General features: G+C 64.8%; 16 protein-coding genes. 3 read left to right on the top strand and 13 right to left on the bottom strand.

The window, feature by feature from the left end; all coding sequences use genetic code 11:
* Window positions 1-41: 41 nt before the first annotated feature.
* The 11 genes from ABIC03_RS17375 to pncA all read right to left on the bottom strand — a co-directional run bounded on the left by ABIC03_RS17375 (window position 42) and on the right by pncA (window position 12,482).
* Window positions 42-902, bottom strand: a complete 861-nt coding sequence (locus ABIC03_RS17375) for an ABC transporter permease (RefSeq protein WP_354059432.1) — start codon at window positions 900-902, stop codon at window positions 42-44.
* Window positions 899-1,828, bottom strand: a complete 930-nt coding sequence (locus ABIC03_RS17370; protein ID WP_354059430.1) for an ABC transporter permease — start codon at window positions 1,826-1,828, stop codon at window positions 899-901. The genes ABIC03_RS17375 and ABIC03_RS17370 overlap by 4 nt, the downstream gene beginning before the upstream one ends.
* A complete protein-coding gene (locus ABIC03_RS17365) occupies window positions 1,828-2,820 on the bottom strand; it encodes an ABC transporter ATP-binding protein (RefSeq protein WP_354059428.1) in 993 nt (330 codons plus the stop codon). Before ABIC03_RS17365 ends, ABIC03_RS17370 begins: the two co-directional genes overlap by 1 nt.
* Complete coding sequence (locus ABIC03_RS17360; protein ID WP_354059426.1) at window positions 2,817-3,800, bottom strand: ABC transporter ATP-binding protein; 984 nt, start codon at window positions 3,798-3,800, stop codon at window positions 2,817-2,819. Before ABIC03_RS17360 ends, ABIC03_RS17365 begins: the two co-directional genes overlap by 4 nt.
* Window positions 3,801-3,803: 3 nt before the next feature.
* Complete coding sequence (locus ABIC03_RS17355) at window positions 3,804-5,441, bottom strand: ABC transporter substrate-binding protein (RefSeq protein ID WP_354059424.1); 1,638 nt, start codon at window positions 5,439-5,441, stop codon at window positions 3,804-3,806.
* 29 nt (window positions 5,442-5,470) lie between these two features.
* Window positions 5,471-6,286 (bottom strand): sugar phosphate isomerase/epimerase family protein, encoded by an 816-nt coding sequence (locus ABIC03_RS17350; protein ID WP_354059422.1) that lies wholly within the window; start codon window positions 6,284-6,286, stop codon window positions 5,471-5,473.
* Window positions 6,287-6,737: 451 nt separating this feature from the next.
* Complete coding sequence (locus ABIC03_RS17345; RefSeq protein ID WP_354059420.1) at window positions 6,738-8,015, bottom strand: DUF1236 domain-containing protein; 1,278 nt, start codon at window positions 8,013-8,015, stop codon at window positions 6,738-6,740.
* A gap of 110 nt (window positions 8,016-8,125) precedes the next feature.
* Window positions 8,126-8,512: a GrlR family regulatory protein gene (locus tag ABIC03_RS17340; RefSeq protein ID WP_354059418.1), complete on the bottom strand. Its 387-nt coding sequence runs from the start codon at window positions 8,510-8,512 to the stop codon at window positions 8,126-8,128.
* Between the two features lie 14 nt (window positions 8,513-8,526).
* The gene (locus ABIC03_RS17335) at window positions 8,527-10,560 is read right to left on the bottom strand and encodes an NAD(+) synthase (protein ID WP_354059416.1); all 2,034 of its coding nucleotides are present in this window, start codon (window positions 10,558-10,560) and stop codon (window positions 8,527-8,529) included.
* 151 nt (window positions 10,561-10,711) lie between these two features.
* The gene (locus tag ABIC03_RS17330; protein ID WP_354059414.1) at window positions 10,712-11,827 is read right to left on the bottom strand and encodes an alpha/beta fold hydrolase; all 1,116 of its coding nucleotides are present in this window, start codon (window positions 11,825-11,827) and stop codon (window positions 10,712-10,714) included.
* Between the two features lie 16 nt (window positions 11,828-11,843).
* A complete protein-coding gene (gene pncA, locus ABIC03_RS17325) occupies window positions 11,844-12,482 on the bottom strand; it encodes a bifunctional nicotinamidase/pyrazinamidase (RefSeq protein ID WP_354059412.1) in 639 nt (212 codons plus the stop codon).
* A gap of 254 nt (window positions 12,483-12,736) precedes the next feature.
* Here pncA and glk point away from each other — a divergent pair, with 254 nt between their 5' ends.
* The 3 genes from glk to ABIC03_RS17310 all read left to right on the top strand — a co-directional run bounded on the left by glk (window position 12,737) and on the right by ABIC03_RS17310 (window position 14,356).
* Window positions 12,737-13,708, top strand: coding sequence for a glucokinase (glk, locus tag ABIC03_RS17320; RefSeq protein WP_354059411.1), 972 nt, complete (start codon window positions 12,737-12,739; stop codon window positions 13,706-13,708).
* A gap of 144 nt (window positions 13,709-13,852) precedes the next feature.
* A complete protein-coding gene (locus ABIC03_RS17315) occupies window positions 13,853-14,056 on the top strand; it encodes a hypothetical protein (RefSeq protein ID WP_018457896.1) in 204 nt (67 codons plus the stop codon).
* Between the two features lie 144 nt (window positions 14,057-14,200).
* Window positions 14,201-14,356 (top strand): hypothetical protein, encoded by a 156-nt coding sequence (locus tag ABIC03_RS17310; protein ID WP_354059408.1) that lies wholly within the window; start codon window positions 14,201-14,203, stop codon window positions 14,354-14,356.
* Window positions 14,357-14,416: 60 nt separating this feature from the next.
* Here ABIC03_RS17310 and ABIC03_RS17305 read toward each other — a convergent pair whose 3' ends face one another.
* Both ABIC03_RS17305 and ABIC03_RS17300 read right to left on the bottom strand, forming a co-directional pair.
* Entirely contained in the window at window positions 14,417-14,794 is a 378-nt protein-coding gene (locus ABIC03_RS17305; RefSeq protein WP_354059406.1) for a response regulator, read from the bottom strand.
* A gap of 111 nt (window positions 14,795-14,905) precedes the next feature.
* Window positions 14,906-15,697, bottom strand: a complete 792-nt coding sequence (locus ABIC03_RS17300; RefSeq protein ID WP_275171097.1) for a Spy/CpxP family protein refolding chaperone — start codon at window positions 15,695-15,697, stop codon at window positions 14,906-14,908.
* Window positions 15,698-16,161: the final 464 nt, after the last annotated feature.

The following is a 16,161-nucleotide window of genomic DNA, read 5'->3' as shown; positions in this document are numbered from 1 at the left end:
AGGTCGTGGATGGCCGGGACAAGCCCGGCCATGACGAAGCATTATTGCAGCTCGGGATCCAGCCGGTCGCGCAGCCAGTCGCCGATCACGGAGACCGCCAGCGTGGTCACCACGATGGTGGTGGCCGGCGCCAGCATGATCCAGGGCGCCCGGGTCAGGTACTCGCGGCCGTAGCCGACCATGTTGCCGAGGCTGGTCATCGGCGGCTGAACGCCGAGGCCGAGAAACGACAGGCCCGACTCCATCAGGATCACCTCGGGAAAGACCAGCGTGGTCGAGACGATCAGGGTCGAGGCGATGTTGGGCAGGATATGCCGGAGGTAAATCCGCGCCGGCGTTGCGCCGAGCTGGCGGACCGCGGCCGCGTAGCCTTGCGCATTGGCCGAGATGGCAAGTCCCCGCGCGATCCTGGCGTAACGCTCCCAGCCGAAGAATCCCATCAGGCCGATCAGGAGCGGCAGCGAGTTGCCGAAGAAGGCGAGCACCGCGAGCGCTATGATCAGGAAGGGCATGCTGGCCTGGAAGTCGGACAGCATCAGCACGAGCTGCTCGACAGGCCCGCGGAAATGCGCGGCAAGGAAGCCGAGAGTGGTGCCGACGATGGCCGAGATTGCGGTGGCGCCGAACGCAATCAGGAGCGAGATGCGGATCGACACGAGCAGCCGCGACAGCACGTCGCGGCCGAGCTCGTCGGTGCCGAGCCAGTGCGCGACATTGCCGGGTGCAGCGAGACGATTGCGCAGGTCGAGCTGGGTATAGCCGTAGGGGGCGATCTTCTCGGCGAAGGCCGCGATCACCAGCATCGCGACGATCCAGCCGATCGCGACGGCGACCGAGACCGGGATCGCCGGGAAGCTCATGCGGCGGCGGACAGACGTGTCCTTCAGCGTCGCGTCAGTCATGCATGCGCTCCTTTGGCGCGCAGCCGCGGGTCGAGGAAGCCGTAGAGGAAGTCGACGATCAGGTTCGAGGTGACCATGGTCATCGCCACCAGCAACAGAATGCACTGCACGACGGCGAGGTCGCGGTTGGCGACGGCGACGACGAGCAGGCGCCCTACCCCCGGCCACGAAAACACACTCTCGACCACGACCGCGCCCGCGATCAGCGTGCCCACCATGAAGCCCAGAATGGTGACGGTCGGAATCGCCGCGTTCGGCAGCGCATGCGACGTCACGACTTTTCGCCACGGCACGCCCTTCGCCGAGGCGGTGCGGATATAGGGCTGGCCCAGCACCTCCAGCATGGCGCTGCGGGTGAAGCGCGCCAGCACCGCGGCGCCGCCAAGGCTGAGTGTCACGATCGGCAGGATGGCGTGACGCCAGCTGTCCTGCCCGCCCGAGGGCAGCCAGCCGAGCTGCACGGCAAAAACCAGCACGAGCAGCAGCGCCAGTACAAAACTCGGCACGGTGAAGCCGGCGACCGCCGTCATCATCACTGCACGGTCGATTCCCGAGCCCCGATGCAGCGCCGCGTAGATGCCGGCGGGAATGCCGAGCGCGACCTTGAATGCGAAGGCCGGCAGCGTCAGCGCCAGCGTTGCCGGTATTCGCTCCAGCACAAGCTCGATCGCAGGACGTCCGTCACGCATGGAACGGCCGAGCTCGCCTTTGGCGATGGCGCCAAAATAGTCGAGATACTGAAACCAGATGGGATCATCGAGGCCCCACGCCTTGCGGAAGGCGGCGAGGACGTCCGGCGGCGCTTCCGGCCCCAAAATCATCAACGCGGGATCGCCCGAGAGACGCAGCACCACGAAGGCGAAGGTGACGACGAGCACGATCGTCAACGCCGCGCGTCCGATGCGAATGGCGAAATAGCGTCCCATCACGCCGCGTCCCGCGTCTCGACTTGTGGCCCGGTCACCAGGTGGCAGGCAACCTGCCTGTCACCGCCGACGGCGGACAAGGTCGGGACCTCGCTTGCACAACGCCCGATCGCGCGCGGGCAGCGCGGATGGAAGGCGCAGCCCTGGGGACGCGCCGCCGGGTTCGGCGGATCGCCCGCCAGCACGATGCGGCCTGCGCTGCGGCGACCCGGCGCGGGCGATGCAGAAACCAGTGCCTGGGTATACGGATGCTCCGGCCGCGCGAACAGATCATCGGCGCACCCGATCTCGACGATGCGGCCGAGATACATCACGGCCACCACATTGCTGATCTGCCGGACCACCCGCAAATCGTGGCTGATGAAGAGCAGGGTCAGCGCAAGCTGCGCCTGGAGATCGGCGAGCAGATTCACCACCTGCGCCTGGATCGAGACGTCGAGCGCGCTGACCGGCTCGTCACAGACCAGGAAATCCGGCTTTGTCGCCAGCGCCCGCGCCAGCACGATGCGCTGGCGCTGTCCGCCGGAGAGCGCGCCCGGATAGCGCGCGCCATGTGCGGGTGTCAGTTCGACCGCGCGCAACAATTCGCGGACCCGCTCCTCGCGCTCGAGGCGCGTCCCGAGGCCGTGAATGTCCAAGGGCTCGCGGATTTGGGCGGCGACCGGCAACCGCCGGTCCAGCGCCCCCAGCGGATCCTGAAAGATCATCTGCATGTGCGCGCGTTGCGCACGCCATGCGGTCGTTCCGGGCGTGGCCATCGGCTTGCCGTCGAACCGCACCTCGCCGTGATCCGGCGGCTCGAGGCCGAGCACGATGCGGCCGGTGGTCGATTTTCCCGAGCCGGACTCGCCGACGAGGCCGAGCGTTTCGCCCTTGCGGATTGTCAGCGACACGCCATCGACCGCATGAACGGCGGCACTTCGGCCGAACATCCCGGAGCGTATGCTGTAGCTGCGCGAAATCGCTGAAACGTCGACGAGCGGACGGCTCATTCGGCAGCCATCCCGAGCAGCGCGCGACGCGAAGCCTCGGCGCGGACGCAGGCAACGGCGCGATCCGCCGCGATCGGTGCGAGGGTTGGGGCCGCACGGCCGCACGGCGCTTCTGCCAGCGCACAACGCGGCGCGAAGGCGCATCCATCGGGCATGCTCGCGGGATCGGGCACGGTGCCGGGAATGGCGGTCAGGCGGCGCCTTGGTCCGTCGAGCGGCGGCAGCGCGCCGATCAGGCCCTGCGCATAGGGATGGACGGGATCGGCGAAGAGCTGGTTGGCCGGCGCTTCCTCGACGATGCGGCCGGCATACATCACGGCGACGCGATCGCAGTTTTCCGCGACCACGCCAAGATCATGGCTGATCAGGACCATCGCCATGCCCATCTCGCGGCGGATGGTCGAGAGCAGCTCTAGAATCTGGGCCTGAATGGTGGCGTCGAGCGCCGTAGTCGGCTCGTCCGCGATCAGCAGGTCGGGATTTCCGGCGAGCGCCATCGCGATCATGATGCGCTGGACCTGACCGCCGGAGAACTCATGCGGATAGGCTTCGAGCCTGCGCGCCGCGTCGGGAATGCCGACCAGATCGAGCAACCGCCGCGCTTCCGCTTTCACCGCGCCGCCCGAGAGATCGCGATGCAGCGCCAGGGACTCGCAGAGCTGCCGGCGGATGGTCAGCACGGGATTGAGTGCACTCGCAGGATCCTGAAAGATCATCGCGACGCGTCCGCCCCTGATACGGTCGAGCTCGGCGGCCGGCGCACCGAGGATCTCGCGACCCTCGAGACGAACGGAGCCCGAAACGCGGGCATTCCGCGGCAAGAGGCCGAGTGCCGCAAGCCACGTCACCGACTTGCCGGACCCGGACTCGCCGACGAGGCCGAGCGCCTCGCCCTTCTGCAAGGCGAGATCGACACCACGCAGGACGGGCACGCCGTTGAAGGCGACGCTAAGGTCCCTGATGCTGATCAGCGGCGTCACCGATCAAGCCTCGAAATTGCCGGCGCGGAAATCCATCGCGAACGCCGGCGACGCCTTCCACTTGATCGATTTCGGCTTGGCCGTGAAGGTCGCGTTCTGGTGCAGCACCGTATAGGCTGGGTCTTCGCGTTCGGCGATCTCCAGCATGCGGCGGAACGCCTTCTTGCGGGCGGCGCGGTCGATCGAGGTTTCCAGGAACTCCGAAAGCGTGTTCAGCTCGGCATTGGTCCACTCGCCGATCTGCTGCTGCTGGCCGTTCGGTCCGTGCTGGGCAACCAGCGAGGACACCGGATCGTTGAAGGCGGCCGAGTTCGACCAGTCGCGTACCGCACGGGTCGGCGCACGTTCCATGATCTGCGACCAGTTCTCCTTGGTCTCGATCTGGACGTTGAGGCCGACCGACTTCCACATCTCGACCAGCACCTGCGCGGTCGCGACCTGGTTGGTGTAGTAATTGTTGAGCAGGCGATAGGGAATGGGATCGCCCTTGTAGTTGGCCTGCTTCAGCAGGTCCTGCGCCAGCTTGGGATCGTAGGCCGGCACGTTCCAGTCGGCATTGAACATGTCGCCGTAGAACTCCCACTGCAGGCCCTTCGGGACGCGGGTGCGGCCGGCCCACAGGCTGTCGACGATCGCCTGGCGGTCGATCGCGTGGGTGAAGGCGCGCCTTACAAGCGGATTGGCGAGCTGGGCGTGGTTCTTGTCGAATACGGTCAGGCGATGATTGAGGATGGTGCCACCCTGCACTTCGAAGGCTGTATTCTTCTCGATGCCGGCGATCTGGTCTGGCGGGATGTCGCAGGCGAACTGGTACTCGCCCGACAACAGGCCGTTGATGCGGCTCGCGACCTCGGGGACCTCGAGGAAGCGAATGCGCTTGAGCGGTGGACGGCCGCCCCAATATTCGTCGTGCGCTTCGAGCGTCAGCGACACGTCGGGCTTGAGCTCGACGACCTTGTAGGGACCTGTGGTAACAGGCTTGCGCGCCCAGTCGAGATAGCTCGCGGATTCAGCCCAGGCGCGACGGTTCGCGATGTCAGAGCCGTAGCGCGACAGCCGGCCCTCGATCGTGACGTCGGGCGTCGCGTTGTAGAAGCGCACCGTGTACTTGTCGACGGCATCGACGCGGACGAGATCCGGCCAGATCCGGCGTGCAACCGCCGGAACATCAGGCGGCAGTTCCTTGCCCGGCCGCGGCGTCGGGATCTTCTCGAAAGCCTGGATGGTGCTGCGGCTCTTGGCTTCGGTCTCGCCGAACATGCGCTCGCGGCTGAACGTGAAGACGACGTCCTCGGACGTCAGCTCGTCGCCATTGTGGAATTTGACGCCCTGGCGCAGCTTCACCTCGACAGTCTGGTCGTCGATACGGCGCCACTCGGTGGCAAGCCCCGGCACGGCCTCAAGGCTGCCGCGCCAGTTCTTGGAGATCAAGCCTTCCCAGATCGAGGAGAAGAACACGCGCTCGCCGACATTGGACTGCTCGCGCAGCACGTCGAGCACGTTCGAATTGGTCACCTTCTGGACGGCAATCGTCACCGAAGGACGGTTGTCGGCCTGCGCGATGGCAAAGCGCGGCAGAAGCAGTGTGCTTGCAGCAGCGCCGCCGGATTTCAGGATGGTGCGACGGGTGAACTTGCTCATGACGGGAATCCCTGCCCTGGATGATCTGGTTATTCGGCGAGACCAAGCGCGGCGAGATGGGCTGCGCCGGCGCGGACGTCGTCGTGATTGCGAAGTTCGAGGATCAGGCGGGGGTTGGAATTCAGCCGGCCCAGCGCGCGGAATACGGCCACCCACGGGATATTGCCTTCGCCCGGGGCCCAGTGCCGGTCGGCAAATCCATCGGTGTCCTGCAGATGGACATGCGTCAGCATGTCGCCGGCGGTTTCGACGTAGTAGTCGACCGGCGGCGCGCCGGTGGAGATGTGTGCGTAGTTGGCGTGGCCGGTATCGAGAGAGACCCGCACCTTACTGCTTTCGATCGCCTTGGCGAGACGCACGCGATCGCGCGGATCCTTGTCCTCGATGTTCTCGATGACGATCTCGCAGCCGATGGTTTCGGCCCGCACAATCACCTCGGCGAGTGTCGCCTTGACGCGTTCGACGATATTCACGCGATTATCTGGATAGAGATCGAGATTGTTGTGGTCCCAGGTCGTGAACGGCGAATGGATCACCATCTGCGTCGCGCCGAGGAACTCGGCGGCATCCAACCCCTGAAGCAGACGCCGGGTCACCGCCTGACGGATCATGGGATCGTGGCTGTCGATCTTGAAGCCCCAGAACGGGCCGTGAATGCCGAGCTGGCCGGTGTGACCAGCGAGCATCTGCTTGATCTCGCCGGCCGTGCTCCGCCAATCGCTGTCGAGCAGATCCGCGCGAAAGAAATCCTGGATTTCGAGGTCGCGCTGCCGTTCGAGAAGCCAGTCGCGATGCGCAGGGATCGATTTGATGGACAATGCGGCGCCCAGTACCGGCTTCGACATGGCTTGCTCCTCGGCCGTCAACAATGACGGGAGCAGCGCTAGACCAGTTCAATGACAGGCCGGTGAAATTCAGGTTCCGAAGCGCTGAGGAGATGTGGACATCCCGGCGATCGCGTGCATCGAATTCAGGCAATGCGAGTGCGGCGCGTGCAGACGCATGCATCCGCGCGCGGATCAAGCGCGTTCGAGTCCGTAGTGATCCGGAATGGAATCCTATTCCGATGTCGCGTACATCGCGGGACATCGATCGGCGGCCTTCCAAGGGCATCACCCTCTGATCGCGCTACATGGGGTTGGGGGACCACATGGGGCGGGGGGATCAAAGGCTGGGGCAAGGTTACGAGGTCCGGACTCCTAGGCACTCCGGACCTCGGGACTTTCTAGATTGAACGTGATTTCGCGCCGCCGGCTTGATCAGCCGTGCGGCGCGAAGTCGTTTTGTGGGCGTTTCTTAACGCGTCTGCGGCTCGATCGTCACCGTGCAGTCGCCCTGCCCTTGCGTCGCGACCACGATGTTGCCCGCGGGAGCGCCGAGGGCGATCGGTGCGGACGAGCCGCCGCCGGGCATCTGGACCGTCACGCTCAGGGAGTCGGTTCGCGCGGTCGAGCCTACGGTCGAGGGTTCTGCCTGGGCCACATTGCCTGACGCGTCACGCCGCATGATCTGGCAGTTCACATTACTGCCCCCGGCACTGCCCCCGGCGGCCGCCATGCTTGATGAGGTGCCCCCGCTCATTTGGGCGCGGGCTCGCGACGGATCGCGAGGCACCTGGCTGACGATGCGATGGGTCCGCGGCTCCACAATGACGACGTCGTCACCGGTTGAGAAATATTCGTAGTCTCGATACTCGGGCTCGATCGCCACGATCTCGGGCGGAAGCCTGTGGAGGCGCACGCGCGAGGGGATCGTCTCGCCCACGCGGATCGAGATGTTCAGATTACGCTCCGGCTCCGCCAGGCGCGCGCGGCTCACCGTTTCGGAGATCCGCACCTGCTTCTCGGACGTCACCTGGGTCTGCTGATTGACCTGCGTGTTGGTCTGAGTCGTCTGATTGGCTTGATTGGTCTGCGTGCCCGAGGTGGCAGGCGCGGTCTGCGCATTGTTGGTCGGGGCCGTTCGGTTCGTGTCGGTCGCGGTGGCCGGTCGGTTGTTCTGCTGGGCCGGCGGCTGCTGCTCGGCCGCATTGCGCGGCGGCTGGGTTTGGTTGCGCTCGTTCTGGTTGGCCGCCGTGCCCGGGCGCTCGTTCTGCTGGCCAGTCGAGCCGGACTTGGACTTCTCGGACTCCGCCGTTGATTTCTGCGGCGCGGACTTATCCTGCTTCGTCTCGGCGCTGCTCTTGCTGTCGCGTCCCGGCTTGGTGTTCTCGGCGTCGCGGTTGCGATCGCGCGAAGGCTCGCGGGAGGGCTCGCGGGAGTCTTGGGCCTGATCCTTCGACTTCGGCTGGTTGCGCTCGGCAGAACTGGCCGGCTGGCGCTTGTCGTCACTCGCGTCCTGCCTGGCAGCGCCGCCCTTCTCCTCCCGGCCGGCGCCCTGCGATCTCTCCTGGGCGCCCTGCGCGCGCTCTTGAACGTGCTCTTGGGCGCCGCCGCGCTGCGGCGCAGCGCCTTTCGCCGGCTCCTCGGTCCGTCTCGGCTCGTCCCTTCGCTCACCGGGCGCCTGGGCGTAGGCGATGCCGGAAGCAAGCATCAGTCCGATAGCTGCGGTCGATAACATCAAGTGCTTGCGCATGGTCCCTCTCCTCGGAAATTCGCAACAACAGACGCGAACGTTCTATGGGTGCGAAGGTTCCTGACCAGGAACGAGGGCCGATCACGCGGGTCTCACATTTCAGGCGGGTCTCACATCGGGTCCTTCAGCGTGAGCCGCGCCGTGAATGTCACGCTGGTCTTGCCAACCAGCGCCATGCCTTCGACTTCGGCGCCGTCGGCGGAATAGTCGCCTGAAAAGCCGCAGGTCACTTCCCTGCCACCGAACGCGAGCGGCTTGCCAACGGCCTCGGTGTGCTGATTGACGGTCATATCGCCGCGCCATTTCCCGTTCCGGAACGTGTAGCTGCCGGTGTAATAGAAATAGCTGTCGCCGCCCATGATACGGCCATCGCAGAGCACGACGACGCCTTTGGCCTGGCCGCGCTTGCCGTCGCGCATCTCAATCTCAAAGATGTAAAGGCCGTTGAGGACCTTCTTTGGGTTGCCGCCCTGCTCGGGCCCATCGCCGGCCGACATCGCTCACCTCCCGATCAGTTCGGCACATTCCGTTCGAGATCTTCAAGCCACGCCGCCGCGCTCGAATCCGACGGCGCACGCCAGTCGCCCCGCGGCGACAATGAGCCGCCGGCCGAAACCTTGGGGCCGTTCGGCATCGCCGAGCGCTTGAACTGGCTGAAAGCGAAGAAGCGGCGCAGGAACACCTCCAGCCAGCGGCGGATCTCCTTGAGATCATAGGCCTTGCGCCTATCGGTCGGGAACGCCGGCGGCCATTTGCCCTCGGCAACGTCCTTCCAGGCCTGCAGCGCCATGAACGCGATCTTCGACGGCCGCATGCCGAACCGCAGCGTGTAGAACAGGTTGAAATCCTGAAGCTCGTAGGGACCGACGGAGGCTTCCGTGCTCTGCGGCTTCTCGCCGGGCTCGACCGGAACCAGTTCGGGCGAGATTTCAGCAACCAGGATCGAGCCAAGCGTCCGATTGACGTCGTCGCTGAACTGCTTGGAGGCAATCACCCAGCGGATCAGATGCTGGATCAGCGTCTTCGGCACCCCCGCGTTGACATTATAGTGCGCCATCTGATCGCCGACGCCGTAGGTGCACCAGCCTAGCGCGAGCTCGGAGAGATCGCCGGTCCCGATGACGATGCCGCCATGATGGTTGGCTAGCCGGAAAAGGTAGTCCGTGCGCAGGCCCGCCTGCACGTTCTCGAATGTGACGTCGTAGACCTTCTCGCCCTTGCCGAAGGGATGACCGATGTCCTTGAGCATCTGCGTCGCCGTGGTGCGAATGTCGAGCTCCTGCCAACTCGTCTGCAACGCCGTCATCAGCGCCAGCGCATTGGTCTTGCTCTCGCTGCCGGTGGCAAAGCCGGGCATGGTGTAGGCGAGAATGTTCTCGCGCGGCAGACCAAGAAGATCGACGGCCTTGGCAGCGACGATCAGGGCGTGGGTGGAATCGAGGCCGCCCGAGACGCCGATGACGACTCGCTTGGTGCCGGTGGCGCGCATGCGCTGGACGAGGCCGGCGACTTGAATGTTGTAGGCCTCATAGCAGTCCTGCTCGAGCAGGCTCTCGTCGCTTGGCACGAACGGAAAGCGCTCGACCTTGCGCAGGAAGCCGATATCGGCGGCCGGCGGCTTCAGGGCGAAGCCGACTTTCCGGAAGAAACCCTCGCGCTGCCGGCGATTGTCGTCGAACGTTCCCATCAGCGCGCGTTCCTGCCTGAGCAGGTCGAGATCGACATCAGCCAGCGTGATCTGGCCGCCCTGGCCGAACCGCTCGCCCTCGGCCAGCAGCACCCCGTTTTCGTAGATCGAGGTCTGGCCGTCCCAGGCAAGATCGGTGGTCGATTCCCCTGCTCCGGCCGCGGAATAGACGTAGGCTGCGAGACAGCGCGCCGAAGTCGATTGGCACAAGAGCGCGCGCGAGCGGGCGCGGCCGATCGTGATCGGGCTGCCCGAGAGATTGATCAGCACGCTCGCGCCCGCGAGCGCGAGCTCGGAGGCTGGCGTCACCGGGATCCACATGTCCTCGCAGATCTCGACGCCGATGGTCAGGCCCGGAACGTCCTCGGCCGCGAACAGGAGGTCGACGCCGAACGGGGCATGCAGCCCGGCAAAGGCGACCATCTCTCCGACGATGCCGGCGCCGGAGGCGAAATGCCGTCCCTCGTAGAATTCGCGATAGGTCGGCAGGTAGCTCTTGGGTACGACGCCGAGGACTTTGCCGCGATGGATGACGACCGCGCAATTGTAGATCCGATTGCCAAAGCGCAGCGGCGCGCCAACGATCAAAACGGTCATCAGGGACGAGGATGCCTCGACGATGGCCACGAGCCCGCGCTCGACTGCATCGAGCAGCGGGTCCTGCTTCACGAGATCTTCGATCGCATAGCCGGACAGGCACAGCTCGGGAAACACGGCAACCGCCACCGACTGCGCGTGGCAGTCCTTCGCCGCCGCCAGAACCGCAGCCGCGTTTGCCGTGGGATCGGCCACATGAGAGGTGGTGACGCAGGCCGCCACGCGCGCAAATCCGTGGGCATAGATCGAGTGGAAACTCATCGAGCACAGTCCCTTTGTCTCGTCGCGGCCGGCCTCCGCCAGCTCTGGACTCCATTTAACCCATCGACATGGCCCCGTGCAGGCCATTCAACGGCATGCATAACGGATTTGCAGCTTCGCTGCCCGGCGCCGCGACCCTTTGGGGGCAGTCTCAGGCGCTGCGCGCCAGCGTGCCGGGCAGATCATCGCGCAGCCACTCGGCGATCCGGAGCCAGGCATGGGCGTGGGTCCGCGCGCCCATGAACAGGCCAAGATGGTTGCTGGGCTCGGAGGTCGCCGTGATGAAGGCCGGTGGGGTGCCGAGCAAGCCGGCGGTGGCGAGCGCCTGCGCAGCCGGCACGACGTCGTCATCGAGCCCGCCCAAAAGGAAGACCGGCGCCTTGACGTCCTTCAGATCAATCACGCGGCCGAGTGCCGTGAACTGGCCGCGCGCGATCCGGTTCTCCCGGAAAATCCAATTGACGATCTCGAGATAATAGGTGCCGGGCAGATTGAGAGGCTCGGCGTTCCAGCGCTCGAACCGTGCCAGCAGCGCCGCACCCTTCTCGCCGGAGAGGTCTCTCTGCAGCGCCGTCGCGATATCGACGCGGCTCGGCGCCTTCGACCAGACACGCAGCATCTCCTCGCCGCTGACATTGCCGCCCCCGCGCGCGACGAGCTGGTCGTAGACCATCGCCGGCGCGTTGCGGGCGAGCTGCGACAGCCTGGAGTCGATCGAGAGGTCGACGGGCGCGCCTGCTAGCACCAGCCGCCGCACCTTCGCGGGAAAGCGCGCCGCATAGAGCAGCGACAGCCAGCCACCCTGGCACAGGCCGACGAGATCGACCGGCGCGCCGATCTCGTCGATGGCGACGTTGAGATCGCCGAGATAGCTGTCGATCGAGAGATAGCGCATGTCGGGTGCGGCCGAGCGCCAGTCGGTAAGATAGACCCGGTCGATGCCGCCATTTTGCAGGGATTGCACCACGCTGTGGCCGGGGGCGAAGTCGGCGATCAGGGCCCGGTGCAGCGCATAGGGCGCGCAGACCAGTGCCGGCTGGCCGGACCCCATCCGCGTGCAATCGCGCAGGCGCATGGTCGCAAGCTCCAGCGCGACGGAGTTGGGCGTGGTCCACGGCAGGCTGCTATCGGTCGGCTCCGGCGAGCCGCGCTCGAGCCATCCGAAGCAGGCGTCCATGGCAAGCCGAGCCGCTGCGAACGGCCACAGCAGCGGGTCATCGGGGACCGGCCCCGGTGCGCGCTGCTGTTTTCCGGTCTTCTCCGCCATGGCTATCTCACGGCGCTCACAGGAAGGCCTCGAAGCTGACGAGCGAAATACCGCGCTCCCGAAAACTCTGATGGGTCGCTGCCACCGAGCCGTCGAGATCGATGCCGCGGCAGGCGTCCTCGATGACGGCGACCTCGAACCCCGCCTTGCGCGCATCCTCCGCCGAGAAGCGGACGCAGAAGTCGAACGCGAGGCCGGCGACGAAGACGGTGTTCAACTCGCGTTCGCGCAAATACCCGAGCAGGCCGGTCGGCGTCTTCCTGTCGTTCTCGAACAGCGCCGAATAGGAATCGATGCCGCGCCGAAACCCCTTCCGCACCACCAGACTTGCGCGAGTGGCATCGAGATCGCGGTGAAATTCAGCGCCCGCCGTGCCTTGGACGCAATGGCTGGGCCAGAGCACCTGGACGCCATAGTCAAGCACGATGGTCTGGAACGGCTGTTTGCTCGCATGGTTCGGGGCAAAAGAGACATGATCGCGGGGATGCCAGTCCTGGGTCAGCACCACATTGGCGAATTTTTGGGCGATCCGATTGACGGCGGGGACGACTTTCTCGCCGCCGGGCACCGCGAGCGCCCCGCCCGTGCAAAAATCGTTCTGCACGTCGATGACCAGCAACACGTCCCGGTCGGAAATCTTCATCGCAAGGTCCATTACAGGCCATCCCGCGCGACCGGCGCCGAACGCACGTCTCCAGTGTCGATCTTCCCGCGCTCCTTCGCAACCACCCGCAGGTGCGGCCATCTGCGCAAATGCCCCCGTCGGTCCCGGGATGCAACGGTTTGGGCTCATGCGTGTTGACTAGATCCACCCGGGGACGGATTCTGATAAGCCGTTCGCATCTTGCGATCGGATAGAGTGGAGGAAGCGGTTCCCGCAGCCAAAAGGGCTGCGGCAGCCATATGCACATGACCATCGGCAAGACAGGACAGATTCTTCTCGCCGATATCGGCGGCACTAATGCGCGCTTCGCGCTCAGTCAGGGCAACCAGACCGGACCGATCGACTACGTCAAAGTGGCAGACTTTCCGACCGTCCGGGAAGCCATTGCCGATGTTCTCGCGCGTCACTCCGACGGCAAACCGCCCCCAAGGGCCGTGCTGGCCGTCGCGGGCCCGGTGACCAACAACCGCTGCGTCATGACCAACAGCCCGTGGGTCATCGACGGCAACGAGCTCCAGCCGGCCCTCGGCTTCGACGGCGTCCATGTTCTCAACGATTTCGAAGTGGTGGCCTGGTCCCTCCCCGCCCTGCAGCCCGCCGACCTGATCCCGCTCGGCGGACGAGATGGCCTTCCCGGAGAGCCGTTGCTGGTCGTTGGCCCTGGAACTGGCTTTGGCGTTTCCTGCCTGGTCGAGCGCCACGGCTCACGTCTGGCCGTCGTCACCGAGGCCGGCCACGCCACCTTGCCGGCGGAGGACGAGCGCGAGGAACGCGTGATCGCGTGCATGCGCGGACGACTCGGCCACGTCTCCATCGAGCGTGGCGCGTTGTCCGGTTCCGGCCTGCAAAGCCTCTACGAGGCGCTGGCCGAGGTGGAAGGCGCTCAGGTGCCGCATCGCGATGCCGCCGCCATTACGAAGGCGGCGTTGGAGGGCAGTTGCGAGCTCAGCCGCGCGACGCTGGAGATGTTTTGCGCCATCCTCGGCTCGGTCGCGGGCAATCTCGCGGTGACCTTCGGCGCCCGCGGCGGCGTGTATATCGCCGGCGGAATCGTGCCGCGCTTTCCCGAGTTCCTTGCAGCCTCCGCATTCCGGGCGCGCTTCGAAGCCAAAGGACGCTTCCAGGATTATCTGCGCAACATCCCGACCAGGCTCGTCACGAAACCTGATGCGAGTTTCCTCGGCCTGACGATGTTTGCGGAGCACAACCAGCCTTAACGGCGCGCGTCTCCGTTCGCGCGAGTTCGAGTAATTCACAGCTGATTAACGAGCACGCGCGCCCGAAGCGGGATCATGCTTGCGCGCACGTCTCGGATGAGAAACAATCCTGGCTTGTGTGTGGCGTAGTTGCGGGGGCGTGACATGCGTAAGCAGGATTTGGGTTTCGACTATCACCGCTATCACCGCCTGCTGCTCGAGGCGGACGACGAGGGCAAGCGGCTGGCGCTGATCGAGCTCTTGATCGAGGAAAAGGCGCGTGACCGCCTCGCCGCCCAGCGCGCTTCGGACCGCGCCGCCATGACAGCCCACACCATCGCTACGGTGCTGAAGAACGGGCGCCACTGAAACGAGTGATCGCGCTCCAGTGCCTGAAAATGCGGGATCGATTGCGATTACGTTAACGATCCCTCGAAAGCTCGCGTCAAACTTTTTGCTGTAGGAGTTCCCTTACCTGATCCAATTCAGGGGCAACAAAGGGGGGGAATGAACATGAGCATGATTTCGATCGCCGCGATGCCGGCCACCATCGAAACGCGTTTGGCCGATTCTTCGTTCAAGACCATCTTGCTGTTTTGCTGCACGGGCCTGGTCGCCTCGTTCGGCCTGACGGCGCGCGGCATCGATCTCGGCGCCGGCCTGATGTGAGACCGCGACGAATTCCGTCGCGAATGGCCGCCCTGACGGGCGGCTTTTTTTGTTTTGGTCTCAGTGCGGCGTCTTCGCTACCGCTTCCGGAAACATCGAGTCGATCATCGCCTTGAGCTGATCGATTGAAATCGGCTTGCGCAGGATCGGCCGGCGCCGGAGCAAGGACGGCAGCAGCTCCGGACCGTAGCCCGTCGCGAACAGAAACGGCTTCCCGCGGCGCTCGATCAGATCGGCGACCGGATCGACGTAGACGCCCTTGAGATTGATGTCGAGGATCGCAAGATCGTACTGCGCGGTCATGGCGAAAGCACTGGCGTCCCGGACATTGTCCGCTTCCGCGGCGACGTGGTGACCGAGTTCCCCCACCATGTCCGCCATCATCATCCGGATCAACGTCTCGTCTTCGACCAGGAAAACGGAGAGTCCGTCCGCCATATCAACCCCGCAATCAGCTTCCGAAGCTAATCATAACCGAATCGCGAAGAGGATTCACGAATTCGTGGCGGGCGCCGTTAATTCAGACGCGCCCGATCCGATTCAACTTGATCAATCCAGTCCTCGTTCGTGGCTGAGCCGCACCATCTCCTGTACGAAGACCTGCTTCTGCTTGTCATCGAGGCTCGAATAGAGGGGCTCGGCGGCGTCGGCGACATTGCGCTGGTCGGCAGCGCGGTCGATCAGGAATTGCGCCTCGTTGCGCATCTGCTCGACGATGTCATCCGGCGGATCCCGCTTGGCGCGCGCAACCCGCAGGTTGAGCCGCTCGGCACCGTTATGCCCGAGGTAGTGCATGGCGCTCGAGAAGCCGTACCAGTGCTTCTCCTGGTCGGGCGTGAGGTTCAGTTCGGTCTTGATCCGCTCGATGTAGGAGTCGCTGTTGGTGACGATCTGGTCGGCGGTCAATTGCGGCGCGCCGGTCTGGGTGAGGACCGTGACATCCTTGTCCTGCGGCGCGTTCTTCGCCTCCTTGCTCGCCTTGGCGCCCTTGCCTGACTTGGCGCTCTTGGCGTCCTTGTCCTTGCCGGCACCCTGCTTGGCGTCCTTGGCAGCGTCCTTGCTCGAGTCCTTGCTCGGATCTTTGGCGGCAGGCGCCTGATTGCCATTGTTGCCAACGCCGAGCACGCCGGTGAAGACACCGACCACACCGCCGATCGCGCCGCCGAGCACGCCGCCGACCGGACCAGCCGCCTTGTTCCCCGCCGCCGCTCCTTCCTGAACCCCTTTGACCAGGCCTTGAGCGTTCGCCACCGCGGCTGCGCCGAGCAACATCACGAGAACGGACCCCAGCGCGAACCATCGTCGCAGGTTAAGCCGCGCGGGAGGCGCCGGGTTGATCATTCTGGTCTCCATCTCGATTTGTCGGGCTGTTGGGGATGAGAACCCCTTGCCAGTTGCAACTCTATCGTTTTCACCGCTTCGAGGTCTAGCCGCCGCAAATGCTATCCACGCCCGAAAAGTGTTTGGCGCGAGGCGCTTATGCAGGCTTACTCGAAACTGCGGCGTATTTGCGCATGTATCGCCCAGGCGGGACGGCGCAAAGTGTGCGTCGCAAAACGGCCGACCGTGGTTCATGGCCCGCGCACGACATCGAGCGCACTGCCGCGTTCCCGGACACAACGTTAGTTCTAGGCGCAAGCCGTTCGGCTTTCTCGACAGACGCCATCAATCATGATCTGATCGCGCTACCAATTTGCCTTCGAAGCCGACGGCATCAATAAGAAACGTCGAACAAGAAACTTTCAAAAAGAAAATCAAAAGTAGAACTCGGAAGAGTTCAGAGGAAACGCCAGAACAATAAAACA

The organism is Bradyrhizobium sp. RT6a, from assembly GCF_040547675.1.
Lineage (GTDB): Bacteria > Pseudomonadota > Alphaproteobacteria > Rhizobiales > Xanthobacteraceae > Bradyrhizobium.
Note: the sequence above shows the minus strand (reverse complement) of the source record. Positions and strands in the feature narration are given on the sequence as shown.

Excerpts from the sequence above, each read along its gene's own strand:
- ABIC03_RS17300 (WP_275171097.1), bottom strand. The coding sequence starts at position 15,697 with ATGATCAACCCGGCGCCTCCCGCGCGGCTTAACCTGCGACGATGGTTC.
- ABIC03_RS17365 (WP_354059428.1), bottom strand. The coding sequence starts at position 2,820 with ATGAGCCGTCCGCTCGTCGACGTTTCAGCGATTTCGCGCAGCTACAGC.
- ABIC03_RS17330 (WP_354059414.1), bottom strand. The coding sequence starts at position 11,827 with ATGGCGGAGAAGACCGGAAAACAGCAGCGCGCACCGGGGCCGGTCCCC.
- ABIC03_RS17370 (WP_354059430.1), bottom strand. The coding sequence starts at position 1,828 with ATGGGACGCTATTTCGCCATTCGCATCGGACGCGCGGCGTTGACGATC.
- ABIC03_RS17310 (WP_354059408.1), top strand. The coding sequence starts at position 14,201 with ATGAGCATGATTTCGATCGCCGCGATGCCGGCCACCATCGAAACGCGT.
- ABIC03_RS17305 (WP_354059406.1), bottom strand. The coding sequence starts at position 14,794 with ATGGCGGACGGACTCTCCGTTTTCCTGGTCGAAGACGAGACGTTGATC.
- ABIC03_RS17335 (WP_354059416.1), bottom strand. The coding sequence starts at position 10,560 with ATGAGTTTCCACTCGATCTATGCCCACGGATTTGCGCGCGTGGCGGCC.
- ABIC03_RS17340 (WP_354059418.1), bottom strand. The coding sequence starts at position 8,512 with ATGTCGGCCGGCGATGGGCCCGAGCAGGGCGGCAACCCAAAGAAGGTC.
- ABIC03_RS17375 (WP_354059432.1), bottom strand. The coding sequence starts at position 902 with ATGACTGACGCGACGCTGAAGGACACGTCTGTCCGCCGCCGCATGAGC.
- pncA (WP_354059412.1), bottom strand. The coding sequence starts at position 12,482 with ATGGACCTTGCGATGAAGATTTCCGACCGGGACGTGTTGCTGGTCATC.
- ABIC03_RS17315 (WP_018457896.1), top strand. The coding sequence starts at position 13,853 with ATGCGTAAGCAGGATTTGGGTTTCGACTATCACCGCTATCACCGCCTG.
- ABIC03_RS17350 (WP_354059422.1), bottom strand. The coding sequence starts at position 6,286 with ATGTCGAAGCCGGTACTGGGCGCCGCATTGTCCATCAAATCGATCCCT.
- ABIC03_RS17355 (WP_354059424.1), bottom strand. The coding sequence starts at position 5,441 with ATGAGCAAGTTCACCCGTCGCACCATCCTGAAATCCGGCGGCGCTGCT.
- glk (WP_354059411.1), top strand. The coding sequence starts at position 12,737 with ATGACCATCGGCAAGACAGGACAGATTCTTCTCGCCGATATCGGCGGC.
- ABIC03_RS17345 (WP_354059420.1), bottom strand. The coding sequence starts at position 8,015 with ATGCGCAAGCACTTGATGTTATCGACCGCAGCTATCGGACTGATGCTT.